This window comes from Butyricicoccus intestinisimiae (assembly GCF_018918345.1).
Taxonomy (GTDB): domain Bacteria; phylum Bacillota; class Clostridia; order Oscillospirales; family Butyricicoccaceae; genus Butyricicoccus_A; species Butyricicoccus_A intestinisimiae.
The window spans coordinates 144951-162294 of the sequence record NZ_JAHLQI010000005.1; the positions used below are offsets into that span (position 1 = coordinate 144951).

Consider the following 17344-nt stretch of genomic DNA (forward strand, 5'->3'; position numbering starts at 1 on the left):
ACATTGCGAAAACGGGAAAACTATGGTATGCTTATACTTGCTTTTAAACACCCGTTTTTACAATGGGGTGCGGAAAAAAATTGAGTCTGTGACCAGTATGTCACAGGATTGGCGAGGTAATACAATGGATTATAATCGTTTAGCAGAGCTGCTGTTTCCGGACGTCACCGAGACACCGGAGGAGGTCGAGGCCCGCTATCCGGAAAGAGATCTGCCGGAGGGCGCAAAGGTCACTCGTATGGGTCCGAGTCCGACCGGTTTTATGCATTTGGGCAACCTGTATGGTGCGCTGGTAGATGAGCGCCTGGCGCATCAGTCCGGCGGTGTGTTCTTCCTGCGCATCGAGGATACCGACAAAAAGCGCGAGGTAGAAGGCGGCGTACAGCTGATTCTGGAGACATTTCGGAATTTTGGCCTGCCGTTTGACGAAGGCGTCACAGAAAACGGAGACAAGGGCAAGTATGGCCCGTACCGCCAGAGCCAGCGCGCAGCGATCTATCATGTATTTGCCAAGCAGCTCGTGCAGCGCGGCTATGCATACCCGTGCTTCTGCACCGAGGAAGAGCTGGCAGAGATGCATGCACAGCAGGAAGCCAATAAGGAAAACTTCGGCTATTACGGTAAGTATGCGAAGTACCGCGACTGCGAGCTGGAAGAAATCGAGCGCCGCATTGCCGCAGGGGAGAGCTATGTCGTTCGCTTCCGCTCTCCGGGCAGCATCGAGAACAAGGTGCGCCATACCGACTTGGTAAAGGGCAAGCTGGAGCTGACCGAAAACGATCAGGATATCGTCCTGCTCAAGTCGGACGGCATTCCGACCTATCACTTTGCGCATGTTGTCGATGATCACCTGATGCACACCACGCATGTCGTGCGCGGCGAGGAGTGGCTCGCTACGCTGCCGGTGCATCTGCAGCTGTTTGATGTACTGGGCTGGAAGCGCCCGAAGTATGTGCACACCGCGCAGCTGATGAAGATGGACGGCGGCTCCAAGCGCAAGCTGTCCAAGAGAAAGGATCCAGAGCTGGCACTGTCCTATTACTATCAGCAGGGCATTCCGGTACCGTCTGTCATGGAATATTTGATGACGCTGCTCAACTCCAATTTCGAGGAGTGGCGCCGTGCCAATCAGACAGCACCGCTGGATGATTTCCCGTTCAGCACCAAGAAGATGAGCGTGTCCGGCTCGCTGTTTGATATGGATAAGCTGCATGATGTCAGCAAGAACGTCATCTCCCGCATGAGCGCCGAGGATGTGTATGATTCTGTTGCCAAGTGGAGCGCAGACAATGATCCAGAGTTCCACGAGCTGTTTGTCCGCGATCCGGAGATGACCAAGCAGTTTCTGTCTATCGGCAGAGGCGGCAAGAAGCCGCGCAAGGATCTGGCTCTGTGGAGCGAGACCAAGGCATACATGGACTTCATGTTTGATGAGCTGTTCCAGCCGGATTATTCCGGTATGCCGGAGCGCGCCAAGGCAGATGCCAAGGCAATTCTGACCGAGTATCAGGATGTGTATGATGCACAGGACGAAATGACGGTATGGTTTGACAAGGTCAAGGCACTGGCCGAGCGCCATGGCTTTGCGCCGGAAACCAAGCTGTATAAAAAGAATCCGGAACAGTATAAGGGACCGGTCGGCGATATTTCGATGGTACTGCGCGTGGCAATCTGCGGCAGAACCAATGCGCCGGATTTGTACTCCGTCATGCAGCTGATGCCGACGGAAAAAATCAAAGCTCGTCTGGCTGCTGCCTGCGAGGCACTGTAAAAAAAGAACACGTATTTACGAGTAAGACAACGGAGTCTCATGTCATGAAAACATGAAATCTGCTGTCTTACTCTATTCTAGAAAAAAGGGGAACAACAATGGAATTTGCATCGAATTTTCTGCATGAAATCATTGATGAAGACATTGCAAACGGTCTGACCGAACGAATTCACACGCGTTTTCCGCCGGAGCCGAACGGCTACCTGCACATTGGCTCGGCGAAGGCGATTTATATCAACTGGTCTGTTGCACAGAAATACAACGGCCTGTTTAATCTGCGCTTTGACGACACCAATCCGGTGCGTGAGGACGATGAGTATGTACAGGCCATTTTGCAGGATGTCGAGTGGCTGACCGGTTCGCAGCCGTCCGGCGGCATCTTCTACGGCTCGGATTACTTTGACAAGTGCTACGAGTGCGCAGAGTACCTGATTAAGCAGGGCAAGGCATATGTCTGTGATCTGTCTCAGGAAGAGATGCGCGCGTATCGCGGCAGCCTGACCGAGCCGGGCAAAAACAGCCCGTATCGTGACCGCTCGGTCGAGGAAAACCTCAAGCTGTTTGAGGAAATGCGTGCGGGCAAATATGAGCAGGGAGCAAAGACGCTGCGCGCAAAGATTGATATGGCATCGCCGAATATGAACATGCGCGATCCGGCAATCTACCGCATTGTTTACGCAACCCATCACCGCATTGGAAACAAGTGGTGCATTTATCCGCTGTATGACTTCGCACATCCGATTCAGGACGCGATGGAGCATATCACGCATTCCATGTGCTCGATTGAGTTCAAAAATCATCGTCCGCTGTACGAGTGGGTGGTTGACAACTGTGCACCGTGCCTGCCGTCTCATCCGAAGCAGAGAGAGTTTGCGCGTCTGAATGTTACGCATACAGTGATGTCCAAGCGTTACCTGCGCGAGCTGGTTGAGACCGGCAAGGTAGACGGTTGGGATGACCCGCGCATGCCGACTCTGTGCGGTCTGCGCCGCCGCGGTTATACACCGTCTGCGATTTTGGATTTTGTCACCCGCGCCGGCGTCTCCACCACGGACAGCCTGGTAGATATTCGCCTGCTGGAGCACTGCATTCGCGAAGAGCTGAATACAACTGCTCTGCGCCGCATGGCAGTTACCGAGCCGGTGAAGCTGGTTGTTACCAACTATCCGGAGGACAAGGAAGAAACCTTTGCGGTCGCAAACAACCCGAAGGATGAGAGCGCAGGAACGCGTGAAGTGCCGTTCAGCCGCGAGCTGTGGATTGAAAAGAGCGATTTTGCTATCGTTCCGCCTCCGAAGTTCAAGCGTCTCAAGCCGGACGGAGAGGTTCGCCTGATGGGTGCGTACATCGTCAAGTGCAATGAGGTCATCACGGACGACAACGGCGAGGTCGTGGAAATTCACTGCACCGCAGATTTGGAGACCGGCAATGGCAATCCGGTGGATGGACGCAAGGTGCGCGGCAACATCCATTGGGTATCCGCAAAGCACGCAGTCGATGCTGATTTGAACCTGTTTGACAATCTGTTCACGCTGGAGAACACCGGTTCCGTGCCGGAAGGCACCAACTATCTGGATTACCTGAATCCGGAATCCAAGAAGGTTCTGACCGGATGCAAGCTGGAGCAGTCGGTCAAGGACGTGCCGGCAGGCACCCGTATGCAGTTTGTCCGCATGGGTTATTATATGCAGGACACCAAGCCGTCGGAAAATGGCGGTCTGAGCTTCAATCGCATTGTTTCGCTGAAGGATAGCTTTAAGCCGGACAAAAAGTAAATAGATAAAAAAAACAGAGACGAAAGCAATCGTCTCTGTTTTTTCATATCTCGCGTAAAAATCAATCTCCCGCCACAAATTTTTTGTGCAGCGGGAGATTGTGTGATTTACTTTGCAATCAGACCGAAATACAGCAGCACCAGAATGCCGAGTACGATGCGGTAATAACCGAACACCTTGAAGTCGTGCTTGCGGATGTAGCTCATCAGGAAACGGATGACAAAAACCGACACGATGAAGGCGGTCACGGTACCGATCAGCATGACGGCAACCTGTTCGCCGGTGTAGTTGAGACCGTATTTGATCATCTTGAGTCCGCTTGCGCCCAGCATGACCGGAATCGCAAGAAAGAAGGAAAATTCTGCGGCGACTGAGCGCTCACAGCCGAGAAAGACAGCGCCAAGAATAGTCGAACCGGAACGGGAAGTGCCCGGAATCAGAGAGAGCATCTGGAACATGCCGACACAGAACGCTTTCTTGAACGACAGCTTTTCCAGAGAAGTGGTCGTCGGAGTCGGGTGAGAATTTTCCAGCACGATGAACAGAATACCGTAGACAATCAGCGCGATGGCGATGACAATCGGGCCGTACAGCAGGTCGTGAATGAGATCATCGAATAGGATGCCGACAACACCGGCGGGAATGCAGGCAATGATGACCTTTTCCCACAGCGCCCAGGTCTGACGCTTCTGCTTTTCGTTTTTGTGCTTGGAAAATGGGTTTAATTTGTCGAAATACAGAACAAGTACCGCCAAAATCGAACCGAACTGGATGACAACAAAGAACATATCCGTGAAGTCCTTAGGGAAATCCAGCTTGAGAAATTCATCTACCAGCAGCATATGACCGGTGGAAGAAACCGGCAGCCATTCGGTGATGCCCTGCACAATACCTAGAATGAATGATTTAATGAGTTCAAATATCATAGTGTCTCCTTTTTTCGTTCAATAAGATGTATTAGCAGTATAACGCATTCCTGATAAATTGTAAAGGTTGCGAAGTGCACAGAAATGTGGCATACTAAACGTACATTTCACGGAAAGAGAGGACGCATAGGCATGGATTTGAAGCATCGCCTGCTGTGGGAGACATTTGGATACACAGAATTTCGTCCCGGACAGCTCAAACTCATTGACGCGATGCTGGCAGGGCGTGATGTGCTCGGCGTGATGCCGACCGGTGCGGGAAAGTCCATTTGCTATCAAATGGCTGGCATGCTGCTGCGCGGCGTCACGCTGGTCATTTCTCCGTTGATTTCTCTGATGCAGGATCAGGTGACAGCGCTGCAGCGGGCGGGCATCTCCGCCTGTTTTATCAACAGCTCGCAATCTGCGGAAGAACGGCGCGATGCGATTGCGGCGGCATCTGCTGGCCGCTGTAAGCTTATTTATATTGCGCCGGAACGGCTGGAGATGCTGCGGTTCCACGATGTATTGCACAAATTAAAAATTTCTATGGTCGCGGTAGATGAGGCGCACTGTATTTCCCAGTGGGGACATGATTTTCGCCCCAGCTATCGACGCATTCCGCAATTTTTGGAAAGCCTGCCGGAACGGCCGGTGATTTCTGCGTTTACGGCGACAGCAACGGCGCAGGTGCGGGAGGATATCATTCAGTCGCTGCATCTGCACCAGCCGGAGCGGCTGATTACGAGCTTTGACCGACCCAATTTGTATTATGAGGTGCGCAGGCCGTATGACCGAGAGAGACAGCTGCTGCGATTCGTGCAGGAACATCCCGGCCAATGCGGCATTATTTACTGTCTGACACGCAAAAAAACCGAGGAATTGGCACAATATCTCTGCGATAATCAGATTTCCGCGGCGGCATATCATGCGGGACTGGATGCTATGACGCGCCGCGCTGTCCAGCGCAAGTTTTTGAGCGGAGAAATCCCCGTGATTACCGCGACCAATGCGTTTGGCATGGGCATTAACAAGGCGGATGTACGATTTGTTGTGCATTTTGGCATGCCGCGCAATCTCGAAAGCTATTATCAAGAGGCGGGCAGAGCCGGACGCGACGGAGAGCCTGCACACTGCCTCATGCTGTTTGACGAAGCGGATATTGGGCTGCACGAGTATTTGATTCGGCAGGATCCGGAAAATCCGGCACTGACCGATGAGAAGGTGGTGTGGCTCAAAAAGCAAAATTTGCGGCGGCTGGAGCAGATGAAGCGATATGTGTTCACAGAGCAATGCCTGCGGCAGCATATTTTGGCGTATTTCGGACAGGATGCGCCGGATTTTTGCGGACAGTGCAGCAATTGCGAGAGCACCAGCGTGGAAAAAGACATCACGACGGATGCGCAGAAAATTTTATCCTGTGTGTACCGCGTCAAAGAGCAATGTGACGCCGAGCAGCTGTGCGATATTTTGCGCGGAGAACCGGACACAGGATATGCGTCCGTGTCGACATTCGGTATCATGCGCGACACCGAGCGGGCAGAAATTCTGACGGAAATGCATCGGCTTGTCGGTATCGGCTGCTTGGTGCGGCAGGAAAATCCGTCCAGACTCAGCTTGACAGCGGCGGCAAAGCCGGTATTGTTTGAGAACAAACGCGTGACCCTTCGCGTGCGGGCGGATATTTCGGCACAGGAACAGCGCTTGGCGCGCGAGAGCCGTGCCTCTGACAATCCGCAGTTGTCGCGCGAACTGCGTGAATTTCGCAAAAATATAGCAAAATTGCGGGGGAAACCGGCATTTTCTATTTTCTCTGATAAAATCTTGGAGAAGCTGGTGCAAAAGCGGCCGCAGACCGCCGAACAGCTGGAACACATCGCGGGCACTGCAGATTTGCGCGGACGAGAGAAAGAGAAGCTGCTGCAAATGTTACGAGACCATTAAAAATGCGAAAAAAGAGATGCAAAATAAAGCGGCTTGTGATATACTATGTATAAATCATCTGTACGAGGTGAAGGATATGAAAAAAGGATTATGGATTGCCGTTCTTTCGATGGGCGGCGTCATCGCGGCGATTGGCTCGGCATTGATTGCACTGGGTGTTGTCGGTGTCAAGCAGACAGACGATTTGGATGACGTAAAATTTTAATGGAATATCAACAAGTGGCAATGGAGCAGGCGAAAAACGCCGGCTCCATTTTTTTATGCAAGAAAGGAGAACATAATGACTCAGATGGTGATTGGCGTGACGCCGCTGTATGACGTACAGCGCGATAGTGTTTGGATGATTCCGGGGTATTTGGACGGCATCACACAGGCGGGCGGCATTCCGGTGATTTTTCCGCTGGACTGCGGGCCAAAACAGCTGCATCAGCTGTTTGACATGGTGGACGGTGTCTTGTTTACCGGCGGACAGGATGTAGATCCGGCTCTGTACGGCGAACAGCGCAGGGAGACCTGCGGAGAGATTTGCCAAAAGCGCGATATTATGGAGCGGGAGCTGCTGCAGATGTGCCGCATCCATCAAAAACCGGCATTTGGCATCTGCCGCGGCATCCAGCTGTTTAATGCGGCATTGGGCGGCACGCTGTATCAGGACCTGGAGCATGAGCTGACCAGCGAAATCCGGCACCACATGGCGCCGCCATATAACAGAGCGGTGCATTGCGTTCAGATTGACGGAGACAGCCTGCTCTATCGCATTGTGGGCGAGCAAAACATTGCGGTCAACAGCTATCATCATCAGGGCGTGCGCGAATTGGCACCCACGCTGACCGCGTGCGCGTGGTCGGCAGATGGTCTCATCGAGGCGGTAGAGGACAGACGGCAGCCGTTTTTCTTGGCAACGCAGTGGCATCCGGAGCTGTTTTGGCGGCGCGATGAAAACAGCCGCAAGATGTTCCGCGCCTTTGTCAATGCCTGCCGGGAGAGCAGAAACCGCTTGGGATATATCGGGTGCTGTGATATACTATAACCAGCAAATATGCTGGGAGGGATTGCTGATATGAAAATCAAGCGTGTGCGGCTGATCTATTTCAGCGCGACCAATACCACACAGACGGTTGTGCGGCGAATCGGAGCGAAGCTGTCCGAATGTCTCGATGTTCCGGTGCAGGAGAACGATTTTACTTTGCCCAAGGCGCGGGAACAGGACATTCTCTGCCAATCGGAGGAACTGGCGGTTGTCGGCGTGCCAGTCTATGCCGGCCGTGTGCCCAATAAGCTGCTGCCGTATGTGCGCGATGCCATTCACGGCAGTGACACACTGGCGGTTCCAGTTGTCTTATATGGCAATCGGGATTATGACGATGCCTTGATTGAGCTGCGCGATGTGTTAGAATCCAATGGATTCCACACAATAGCAGGAGCGGCGTTTGTCGGAGAGCATTCGTTTTCGAGAATTTTGGCGGCGGGCAGACCGGACGCGGCGGATTTGCAGCTGGCGGATTCGTTCGCCGAACGCATTGACGACAAGCTGCAAGCCCTGCGGGAGCTTCCTACAGAGCCGGTTGCCGTCAAAGGAAACACGCCGTATAAGCCGTATTTCGCACCGAAAAACGCAAAGGAATACCTCAAGGTCAAACCGGTGGTGTCGGACGCCTGTACGGGCTGCGGGCTGTGCGCCAAGCTGTGCCCGCTCGGCTCGATTGATGCGAACGATGTCAAACGCTATGTCGGTCCGTGCATCAAATGCGGTGCCTGTATCAAAAAATGTCCGAAGCAGGCGCGATTTTTTGACAACGAGATTTATCTGTATCACAAACGCGAGCTGGAACAGAAGTTTCAGCGCCGCGCGCAGGCAGATCTGTTTCTATAACACAGCGACAAACTTCCGCGGAGAGATTCTGCGGAAGTTTTTTGCGTTTTGGCGGGATTTTACATACATTTTACGTTGGAATATGGCGGAATCTGTTGCGGGTCTGCTATAATATGGCTAGATAGCGACCATGAAAATAGGAGGGACTGGTATGGAAAAACTGTCCATTTATGTAGTTGAAGATGACGAAAGCATCCGTACGATGGTGGTCTATGCGCTCAACGGAAGTGGGTACGAGGCGCAGGGATTTCCGGGCGGACGCTCGTTTTATGCAGCAGTCAATGAGAAAAAACCGGATTTGGTGCTGCTGGATATTATGCTGCCGGGAGAGGACGGTCTGTCTATCCTCAAGCATCTGCGCGCGGCGCCGGAGACCAGTCAGATGCCGGTTATCATGCTGACCGCCAAAACCGCGGAGATGGATAAGGTGCGCGGTCTGGATCTCGGCGCAGATGATTATATCTCCAAGCCGTTTGGCATTTTGGAGCTGCTGTCGCGCATTCGCGCCGTGGCACGGCGAACCGTGGAGAGCAGCAAAAGCGCGGCGGTCAACGGCGCACACAGCTATGACTACGGCAATGTTCACGTGGATGAGGACGGACATGTTGTCACGGTGGACGGCGAAGAAGTGCTGCTGACGCGAAAAGAATTTCGCCTGCTGTGCGATTTGCTGCGCAATCAGGGACGTGTGCTGACGCGCGATCAGATTATGGAACAGGTCTGGGGCTTTGATTACGGCGGTGCGACGCGAACCGTAGATATTCATATCAACACATTGCGCAAGAAAATTCACGATGACGGCACGATGATTCAGACCGTGCGCGGCATCGGCTATAAGATTGATAAAGAGGCGAAGGAATGAAAAAGCGGATTTATTGGGTGCTGCTGTTGCTCAGTGCAGTCGGCGTGCTGTGTGCCAGTGCGCTGACGCTGGCAGTGACCTCGCAGCGCTCGATGCGGCAGGCGGAGCAGTACATCAATGATTTGGCACAGTCGATCAGCCAGAGCTATGATTATGTCGATGAGGCGTCCTATGAAAAAATTTTGCAGGGACTGCCGGACATCGTGCGCGTGACGTTTATCACCTCAGACGGCACCGTGCTGTATGATTCTAATGCAGAGGCGTCCAAGATGGAAAACCACTTGGATCGTCCGGAGATTCAGCAGGCAATACACGACGGATTCGGTGAGGACATTCGAAATTCCTCGACAACAGATTCTTCGAGCTATTACTATGCGCTGCGGCTGTCCGATGGCAATGTGCTGCGTTTGGCACAGCAGTATTCCAGCATTCGCAGCATGATGCTGACATCCGTTCCGGGCATTGTTGTCGTCATGGTTATTCTGTTTGGCATGGCGCTGTTGCTGTCCCACTGGCTGACAAAATGGATGATGAAGCCAGTTGAGCGCGCGGTACGTGCGCTGGATCAGGCGGGCGTCAATGCCGATTCCTATGCGGAGCTCAAACCGTTTTTCTCGCATATTCAGGCACAGGATCAGGAAATTCACACGCAGAAAGAGATTTTGGAGCAGGAGCGGGAAATTCTCGGCATCATCACCAACAATATGCGGGAAGGTTTGCTGCTGGTATCGAAGGATAAAAACGTTGTCTCCGTCAACCCGAGTGCCATTCATATGCTGGCGGGGCGGGTGGCAGATCCGAGTGAATTTATCGGAAAGAATTATCTGATTGTCAACCGCACGCAGGAACTGCACGATTGTGTGACGACAGCGCTGTCCGGTGCAAGTCTCAACGATGATTTTACGATGCACGGGCGTGTGTATCATATCTATGCCAGCCCGATGCTGCGTTTGGGTGAAGTAGACGGCGCTGTGGTGATCGTATTGGATGAGACCCAGCAGCGCATGGCAGAGCGCAGCAGACAGGAGTTTTCTGCCAATGTTTCGCACGAACTGAAAACACCGCTGACGTCGATTTCCGGTTATGCGGAGATGATGGAGAACGGCATGGTTGCGAGCATGGATGACATTCGCAAGTTCTCCGGCAGCATTCATAAAGAATCCCTGCGCTTGATTGCGCTGATCGACGATATTATCCGCCTGTCGCGCATTGAGGAAGAAGTCAAAGAACCGCAGAGCTTGGAGCCGGTTGAGTTGGATGACCTGTGCGAAGCGGTGATGGAGTCGCTGGAGCCGGTGGCAAAAAAAGCAGAGGTCTCCCTGCATTTGGAAACCTGTCCGGCAGTGCTGCTCGGCGAGGACGGCATGCTCAGTGAACTGGTGTATAATTTGTGCGAAAATGCCATCAAATATAATCATCCGAACGGAAATGTCTGGCTGTCGCTGTCACAGGACGAGAAGGAAATCACCATAAAGGTCAAGGATGACGGTATTGGCATACCGGAGGAATCGCGCCTGCGCGTGTTCGAACGATTTTACCGTGTGGACAAGAGCCATTCCAAGCAGATTGGCGGAACGGGCTTGGGACTGTCCATCGTCAAGCATGTTGTAGAATATCATCACGGCAGAGTGGAACTGGACAGCGGCCTCGGCGTCGGTACGGAAATCCGTGTATTTCTTCCGAAGGTGATAGAATAAAAACCGAAATGCATCGAAGGGAGCTGTTTGGATAGCAGCTCCCTTTGCTTTGCCGCAGAGATTTTTTTACAGAGATGTGAATTATGGCGAAACGGAAGAAAATTGCTGGAAACCGTTTGCAATCTGAACGGCAATCATGTATGATATAACATAAGAACATAAGGCATACTTGCCCGACGTTGTACATGGAAGCAAACAGATCGCACATGGAGGAATCAACAAAATGGATACACCGAAATATAAGCGTGTTTTAATCAAAATCAGTGGCGAAGCACTGGCGGGCGACAACAAGTTCGGTCTGAACTTTGACGTCATCGGTCCGGTTTGCGACGTTGTCAAAAAGTGCGTAGAAATCGGCACGGAAGTCGGCATCGTTGTCGGCGGCGGCAATTTCTGGCGCGGCGTCAAGGACGGCGGCGGAAAGATGGAGCGCACCCGTGCAGACTATATGGGTATGCTGGCTACCACGATTAACTCGCTGGCACTGCAGGACGCTCTGGAGCAGCGCGGTGTAGACGTGCGTGTACAGACCGCAATTGAGATGCGTCAGATCGCAGAGCCGTACATTCGCAACAAGGCAACCCGTCATCTGGAAAAGGGCCGCGTTGTTATTTTCGGCTGCGGCATCGGCAATCCGTATTTTTCTACCGATACAGCTGCTGCGCTGCGCGCTGCTGAAATCAATGCGGAGATTATTCTGCTGGCGAAGAACATCGACGGTGTATACGATTCCGATCCGGCAAAGAATCCGGACGCAAAGAAGTATGACACGCTGTCCTATATGGAAGTGCTGGAGAAGAAGCTGGCTGTTATGGATACCACCGCGACGACTCTTTCTATGGACAACAACATTCCGCTGCTCGTGTTCGCACTGAAGGAGCCGGAAAACATTTACCGTGCCGTCATGGGAGAGCAGGTCGGCACCATGGTAAATAATCAGTAAATTTGGTATATTTGGAGAGGAGAAACACCCTATGAAACCCGATTTGAAACCGTATGAAGGAAAAATGCAGAAGTCTCTGGACGTTCTGGCAGAAAATTTGGCAGGCATCCGCGCAGGCCGCGCAAATGCAAGCGTGCTCAATAAGATCACGGTTGATTACTACGGAACTGCAAGCCCGATTCAGCAGGTAGCTGCTGTGGCTTCTCCGGACCCGCGCACCCTGACCATTCAGCCGTGGGATGCATCTCTGCTCAAGGAGATTGTCAAGGCAATCCAGACTTCCGAGCTGGGCATCAACCCGCAGAACGATGGCAAGCTGATTCGTCTGAGCTTCCCGCCGCTGACCGAGGAGCGCCGTAAGGAGCTCATCAAGCAGGTATCCAAGGAAGGCGAAGCATCCAAGGTTGCCATCCGCAACATTCGCCGCGATGCCATTGATAAGTGGAAGGCAGCAAAGAAGAAGTCTGAGATCACCGAGGACGAGCTGGCAGATGCAGAAAAGGATATGCAGAAGCTGACCGACAAGTATATCAAGGAGATCGACAAGACGACTGCGGCAAAGTCGGAAGAACTGAAGTCTGTTTAAACAACAATAGAACGGGGTACAAGACATGTGGGCGGCTATCTTCAGTCGCCCATGTCGCGTATATCGGCGCTTTCGCGCACAGACGCAAGGCGCACGGATTTAGAAAGAAAGGTCGGTGCATAGTACCGTGGCGTTGTTCAATATACTGAAAAAAGAGGACAGCACGCCGCCGCAGCCGTCCGACCGCCCAGTGCCGCAGCATATTGCGGTTATTATGGACGGAAATGGACGCTGGGCAAAAAAACGCGGATTGCCGCGTACCGCCGGACATAAGGTCGGCGCAGAGACGTTCCGCACCATCGCAACATACTGCAAAAACATTGGCGTCAAATATTTTACCGTGTATGCATTTTCCACGGAGAACTGGAAGCGTCCGGAGGAAGAAGTCAGCACGCTGATGAACCTGTTCCGCAGATATCTCAAGGAAGCCATTGACACGATGGCAAAGGATGAAATTGCCGTGCAGGTCATTGGTGATTTGTCCGTGCTCGCACCGGATATTCGGGAGCTTGTCGCGCGCTGCAACGCAGAGGCACAAAAGCGGCCGGAATTTTCCGTCGCTACGCTGTGCATCAACTACGGCGGACGCGATGAGATAAAAAATGCCGTGCGCGCCATCGCGCAGGAAGTACAGGCGGGACAGCTGAAGCCGGAGGATATCACTGAGGACACGATTTCTCAGCATCTGTACACTGCGCACATGCCGGATCCGGATTTTATTATCCGCCCGAGCGGAGAGATTCGCACGTCAAATTTCCTGCTGTGGCAGAGCGCGTATGCAGAATACTATTTTACGGATGTCCTGTGGCCGGACTTCAAGCCGGCGGATATGGATGCCGCCATTGATGAATTTAACAGAAGAAATAGACGATTCGGAGGAGTATAAACCATGAAAACAAGAGTTGCATTTGGCGTGACCGGTGCAGTTGTTGTCATCCTTGCGCTGTTCGTCTTCCCGCCGATCGTCGCGCAGCTGCTCATGATGGCACTGTCCGTCTGTGCGGCGCAGGAATTTACCGCAGCGACCGCAGGAAAAAACAACAAGGAGCTGCAAATTGCAGCGATGCTGCTCGCTTTGGGCATGTCGTTTGCCAGCGCGAGAGACAGCTATCCGGTGTATTGGATGCGCGCGATGCTGTATATCGGTGTCGTGGTTCTGTTTGTTCTGCTGCTGCGGCATCACACAAAGTTTGGATTTCAGGAGCTTGCCGGTGCCTATTTCGGCGGCATTCTCATTCCGTATCTGCTCATGAGCCTGATTCGCATGTTCACGATGTCGGAGAACGGCGCGTTTCATCTGGTCATTCCGCTGCTGGCGGCTTGGGGTTCGGATACCTGCGCCCTGTTTGCAGGCATGGCGTTCGGCAAGCATAAGCTGGCACCGGTGATTTCTCCGAAAAAGACGGTTGAGGGCGCAATTGGCGGCGTTGTCGGCGCGGCTGTCCTCACTGTGATTTACGGCATTGCAGTCAGTGCGTTTACCAATCTGACGCTGTCTGTACCGCTGTGTCTGGCAGCCGGTATTTTGGGTGCTGTGCTCGGTCAAATCGGTGATTTGTCGTTCTCCATCGTCAAGAGAAAGAGCGGCATTAAAGATTACGGCAAGATTTTTCCGGGTCATGGCGGCGTACTCGATCGGTTCGACAGTGTGATTTTTGTGGCACCGCTGGTTGAGCTGCTGCTGCATCTGTTTTCTAATCTGGGGTTATAAGACATGAAAAATATTGTTATTCTCGGTTCGACCGGCTCTATCGGCACACAGACCATTGATGTTCTCGATTCCATCGAGGCGCAGGTGTGCGCGATTTCGGTCAATACCAATATCCAGCGCGCAGAGCAACAGGCGCGTGCCTTGCATCCGTCTTTGGTTGCGGTGTACAATGAAGAAAAAGCAAAAGAGCTGAAAACCAAGCTCGCAGATACCGATATTCGCGTCGTGTCCGGCATGGACGGTCTGATTGAAGCCGCAACTCTGCCGGAAGCCGATGTTGTTGTGACGGCGGTTGTCGGCATGGTGGGACTGCTGCCGACAATGGCTGCCATTGAAGCGGGAAAGGCGATTGCGCTTGCCAATAAGGAAACGCTGGTGTGCGCCGGACAGATCGTCATGCGGGCAGCGCGTGAAAAGGGCGTGCCGATTTTGCCGGTGGATTCCGAGCACTCGGCAATTTTCCAGTGCTTGCAGGGCGCAGCGGGCAACCGCATCAACCGCATTCTGCTGACAGCATCCGGCGGCCCGTTCTTCGGCATGAGCCGCGAGCAGATGCGCCACGTCACCAAGGAGCAGGCGCTGCATCATCCGAACTGGAGCATGGGCGCCAAAATTACCATCGACTCCGCAAGCATGATGAACAAGGGCTTGGAGCTGATTGAAGCGATGTGGCTGTACGATGTAGAGCCGGATGACATTGACATTGTCGTGCATCGGGAAAGCATCGTGCATTCCGCTGTGGAGTTTGAGGACGGTTCCGTGATTGCGCAGATGGGCAATCCGGATATGCGCCTGCCGATTCAGTATGCGCTGACCTATCCGGAGCGTGTGCCGTGCAAGGTGCCGCCACTGGATCTGCCGCGCAGACACAATCTGACATTCTTTGCACCGGATGAAGAAGCGTTCCCGACACTGGGACTGGCACGCCGTGCGGCTGCCGCCCGCGGCAATCTCGGCGCAATTATGAACGGCGCAAACGAAGCAGCCGTTGAGCTGTTTCTGCACGATAAAATTCCGTTCTATCGCATTCCGGAGCTGGTACAGGCGGCGATGGACAACGTCGAGTATTTGCCGGAAATCACGATTGAGGATGTTCTGGCAAGCGACCGCGCAGCCCGTGAGATTGTCAAGGGACTGCTGTTGTCGTAAATTTGCTTCGTAAGAGGTGTTTCTTTGACCATTTTAACTGTAATTTTAGCAATTTTGGCGTTTGGCTGTCTGGTCATCGTCCATGAGTTCGGACACTTCATGGCGGCAAAGGCTGCCGGTGTGCATGTGCTCGAATTTTGGGTCGGCATGGGTCCGTCCTTCGCACACAAGAAAATCGGCGAGACGGATTTCAAGCTGTGTATTTTGCCGTTCGGCGGCGCCTGCGTCATGGAAGGCGAGGACACCGAGCAGGATCAGCCGGGCACACTGGCGGGTGCGCCGATTGGCTGGCGCGCGCTGATTCTTGCTGCCGGTGCGCTGATGAATTTCCTGCTGGGATTTCTCATTGTGCTCATTCTGGTGCTGCCGCAGACTGAGGGCACCGAGCCGGTGATTCAAGGCTTTGCGGACGGCTTTCCGTCGCAGGGCGAGAGCATGCTGATGAAGGGCGACCGCATCCTCAGCATTGACGGGTATCGCGTGCTGCTGACGTCGGATGTGACGACGGGACTGAGCCTCGGCACGGATACCAGCTATGATATCGTCGTGCAGCGCAACGGCGAAAAGAAAGAGCTGCACGATGTCAAGCTGGAACCGGCGGAATACGATGGCGTCCAGCGGTACGGTGTGGATTTCACCGTCAAACAGCTGACGGTTGTGGATAAAGTGAAGAATGCCGTGTACCGGTCGTATGACTATGCGCGGCTCGTGTGGATTAGCCTGAAGCAGCTGGTCAGCGGGCAGGTAGGCATTGACCAGATGTCCGGTCCGGTCGGCGTGACCGATGTGCTCGTGCAGACCGCACAGAGCAGCATGACCAGCTTTTTCCTGCTTATTGCGTTCATTTCCATCAACTTGGGCGTGATGAATCTGCTGCCGCTTCCGGCACTGGACGGCGGACGGCTGCTGTTCGTGCTCATTGAACTGATTGCGCGCAGGCCGGTTCCGCGAAAATACGAAGGCTATATTCATTTCGGCGGATTCGCCATTCTGATGCTGCTCATGGTCTATGTGACTTGGCAGGATATTCTGCGTCTGCTCGGCGCGGCGTGAGAGAAAGGAAGAGGAGTATGAAAACAAAACAGATTTTTGTCGGAAATGTGCCGGTCGGCGGCGGAGCACCGATTGCCGTGCAGTCGATGACCAATACCGATACGCGCGATGCACAGGCAACGCTGGCGCAGATTGAGCGGTTGGCGTCCGCAGGCTGTCATATTGTTCGCTGTACGGTACCGGATATGGCTGCCGCAGAGGCGATGAAGACCATCTGTGCGCATTCTCCGATTCCGGTCGTCGCGGATATTCATTTTGATTATCGGCTGGCACTCGCCTCTGCCGAGGCGGGCGTCAGCGCCATTCGTATCAATCCGGGCAATATCGGCGCGGAAGAGCGCGTCAAGGCGGTTGCGGAGGCGTGCAGGGCAAAGCACATTCCGATTCGCATCGGCGTCAACTCTGGTTCGATTGAAAAGCACATTCTGGAAAAATACGGCTCTCCGACACCGGAAGCTATGGTGGAGAGTGCGCTGTATCATGTGTCGCTGCTCAACAAATACGATTTTGACGATATTTGCATCTCGCTGAAATCGTCCAGCGTGCCGACGACCATGCGGGCGTATCAGCTCATGCACGAAAAGACCAATTATCCGCTGCATCTGGGTGTCACAGAGGCGGGAACCGAGTATATGGGAACCATCAAGTCTGCGGCGGGCATCGGCGGCCTGCTGGCGCTGGGCATCGGCGACACGATTCGCGTCTCGCTGACCGCAGATCCGGTGCACGAAATCACGGCGGCATATGCGATTTTGAAAGCTGTCGGTCTCAACGACACGGGTGTAAACATTGTATCGTGCCCGACCTGCGGCCGCACCAAGATTGATTTGATTGGCATCGCCAATGAAGTGGAACGCCGCGTTGCCGGATTGGACGCCAAGCTGAAGGTTGCCGTGATGGGCTGCGTTGTCAATGGCCCCGGCGAAGCGCGCGAGGCGGACATCGGCATTGCGGGCGGTGACGGTGTTGGTATGATTTTTCGCCATGGCGAGATTCTGCGAAAAGTGCCGCAGGAACAGCTGGTGGATGAACTGATGAAAGAAATTCATGCGATCATAAAGGAGCAAGGATAAGA

16 protein-coding genes are annotated in these 17344 nt (G+C 53.5%); 15 read left to right on the top strand and 1 reads right to left on the bottom strand.

The annotated features are described in order from the left end of the window. The first annotated feature begins 124 nt into the window (after positions 1–124). Both gltX and KQI75_RS10270 read left to right on the top strand, forming a co-directional pair. A complete protein-coding gene (gene gltX / locus KQI75_RS10265) occupies positions 125–1771 on the top strand; it encodes a glutamate--tRNA ligase (RefSeq protein ID WP_216470706.1) in 1647 nt (548 codons plus the stop codon). A 98-nt stretch (positions 1772–1869) separates the two neighbouring features. Continuing rightward, positions 1870–3546, top strand: a complete 1677-nt coding sequence (locus tag KQI75_RS10270; RefSeq protein WP_216470707.1) for a glutamine--tRNA ligase/YqeY domain fusion protein — start codon at positions 1870–1872, stop codon at positions 3544–3546. Between the two features lie 107 nt (positions 3547–3653). Here KQI75_RS10270 and KQI75_RS10275 read toward each other — a convergent pair whose 3' ends face one another. Beyond that, the gene (locus tag KQI75_RS10275; RefSeq protein ID WP_216470708.1) at positions 3654–4472 is read right to left on the bottom strand and encodes an undecaprenyl-diphosphate phosphatase; all 819 of its coding nucleotides are present in this window, start codon (positions 4470–4472) and stop codon (positions 3654–3656) included. A gap of 132 nt (positions 4473–4604) precedes the next feature. Between KQI75_RS10275 and recQ the strand changes: the two genes are divergently transcribed. The 13 genes from recQ (at position 4605) to ispG (ending at position 17342) form a co-directional block, all read left to right on the top strand. Beyond that, positions 4605–6395, top strand: a complete 1791-nt coding sequence (gene recQ / locus KQI75_RS10280; RefSeq protein ID WP_216470709.1) for a DNA helicase RecQ — start codon at positions 4605–4607, stop codon at positions 6393–6395. Between the two features lie 76 nt (positions 6396–6471). Continuing rightward, the gene (locus KQI75_RS13710; RefSeq protein WP_281416215.1) at positions 6472–6600 is read left to right on the top strand and encodes a hypothetical protein; all 129 of its coding nucleotides are present in this window, start codon (positions 6472–6474) and stop codon (positions 6598–6600) included. Between the two features lie 75 nt (positions 6601–6675). Then, positions 6676–7425 (top strand): gamma-glutamyl-gamma-aminobutyrate hydrolase family protein, encoded by a 750-nt coding sequence (locus tag KQI75_RS10285; RefSeq protein ID WP_216470710.1) that lies wholly within the window; start codon positions 6676–6678, stop codon positions 7423–7425. Between the two features lie 30 nt (positions 7426–7455). After that, positions 7456–8268 (top strand): EFR1 family ferrodoxin, encoded by an 813-nt coding sequence (locus tag KQI75_RS10290; protein ID WP_216470711.1) that lies wholly within the window; start codon positions 7456–7458, stop codon positions 8266–8268. Between the two features lie 151 nt (positions 8269–8419). Then, positions 8420–9130 carry a response regulator transcription factor gene (locus tag KQI75_RS10295; protein WP_216470712.1) on the top strand — a complete coding sequence of 237 codons (711 nt, stop codon included), beginning with the start codon at positions 8420–8422 and terminating at the stop codon, positions 9128–9130. Then, a complete protein-coding gene (locus KQI75_RS10300; protein WP_216470713.1) occupies positions 9127–10827 on the top strand; it encodes an ATP-binding protein in 1701 nt (566 codons plus the stop codon). Before KQI75_RS10295 ends, KQI75_RS10300 begins: the two co-directional genes overlap by 4 nt. A gap of 223 nt (positions 10828–11050) precedes the next feature. Next, positions 11051–11770, top strand: a complete 720-nt coding sequence (pyrH, locus tag KQI75_RS10305; RefSeq protein WP_216470714.1) for a UMP kinase — start codon at positions 11051–11053, stop codon at positions 11768–11770. A 31-nt stretch (positions 11771–11801) separates the two neighbouring features. Continuing rightward, positions 11802–12356, top strand: a complete 555-nt coding sequence (gene frr, locus KQI75_RS10310; RefSeq protein ID WP_216470715.1) for a ribosome recycling factor — start codon at positions 11802–11804, stop codon at positions 12354–12356. 133 nt (positions 12357–12489) lie between these two features. Beyond that, entirely contained in the window at positions 12490–13242 is a 753-nt protein-coding gene (locus tag KQI75_RS10315; RefSeq protein ID WP_407927190.1) for an isoprenyl transferase, read from the top strand. Positions 13243–13245: 3 nt separating this feature from the next. Beyond that, positions 13246–14067, top strand: coding sequence for a phosphatidate cytidylyltransferase (locus tag KQI75_RS10320; RefSeq protein WP_216470716.1), 822 nt, complete (start codon positions 13246–13248; stop codon positions 14065–14067). 3 nt (positions 14068–14070) lie between these two features. Beyond that, positions 14071–15216, top strand: coding sequence for a 1-deoxy-D-xylulose-5-phosphate reductoisomerase (gene dxr / locus KQI75_RS10325; RefSeq protein ID WP_216470717.1), 1146 nt, complete (start codon positions 14071–14073; stop codon positions 15214–15216). 24 nt (positions 15217–15240) lie between these two features. After that, positions 15241–16269, top strand: coding sequence for an RIP metalloprotease RseP (gene rseP, locus KQI75_RS10330; protein ID WP_216470718.1), 1029 nt, complete (start codon positions 15241–15243; stop codon positions 16267–16269). 17 nt (positions 16270–16286) lie between these two features. Continuing rightward, complete coding sequence (gene ispG / locus KQI75_RS10335; protein WP_216470719.1) at positions 16287–17342, top strand: flavodoxin-dependent (E)-4-hydroxy-3-methylbut-2-enyl-diphosphate synthase; 1056 nt, start codon at positions 16287–16289, stop codon at positions 17340–17342. Positions 17343–17344: the final 2 nt, after the last annotated feature.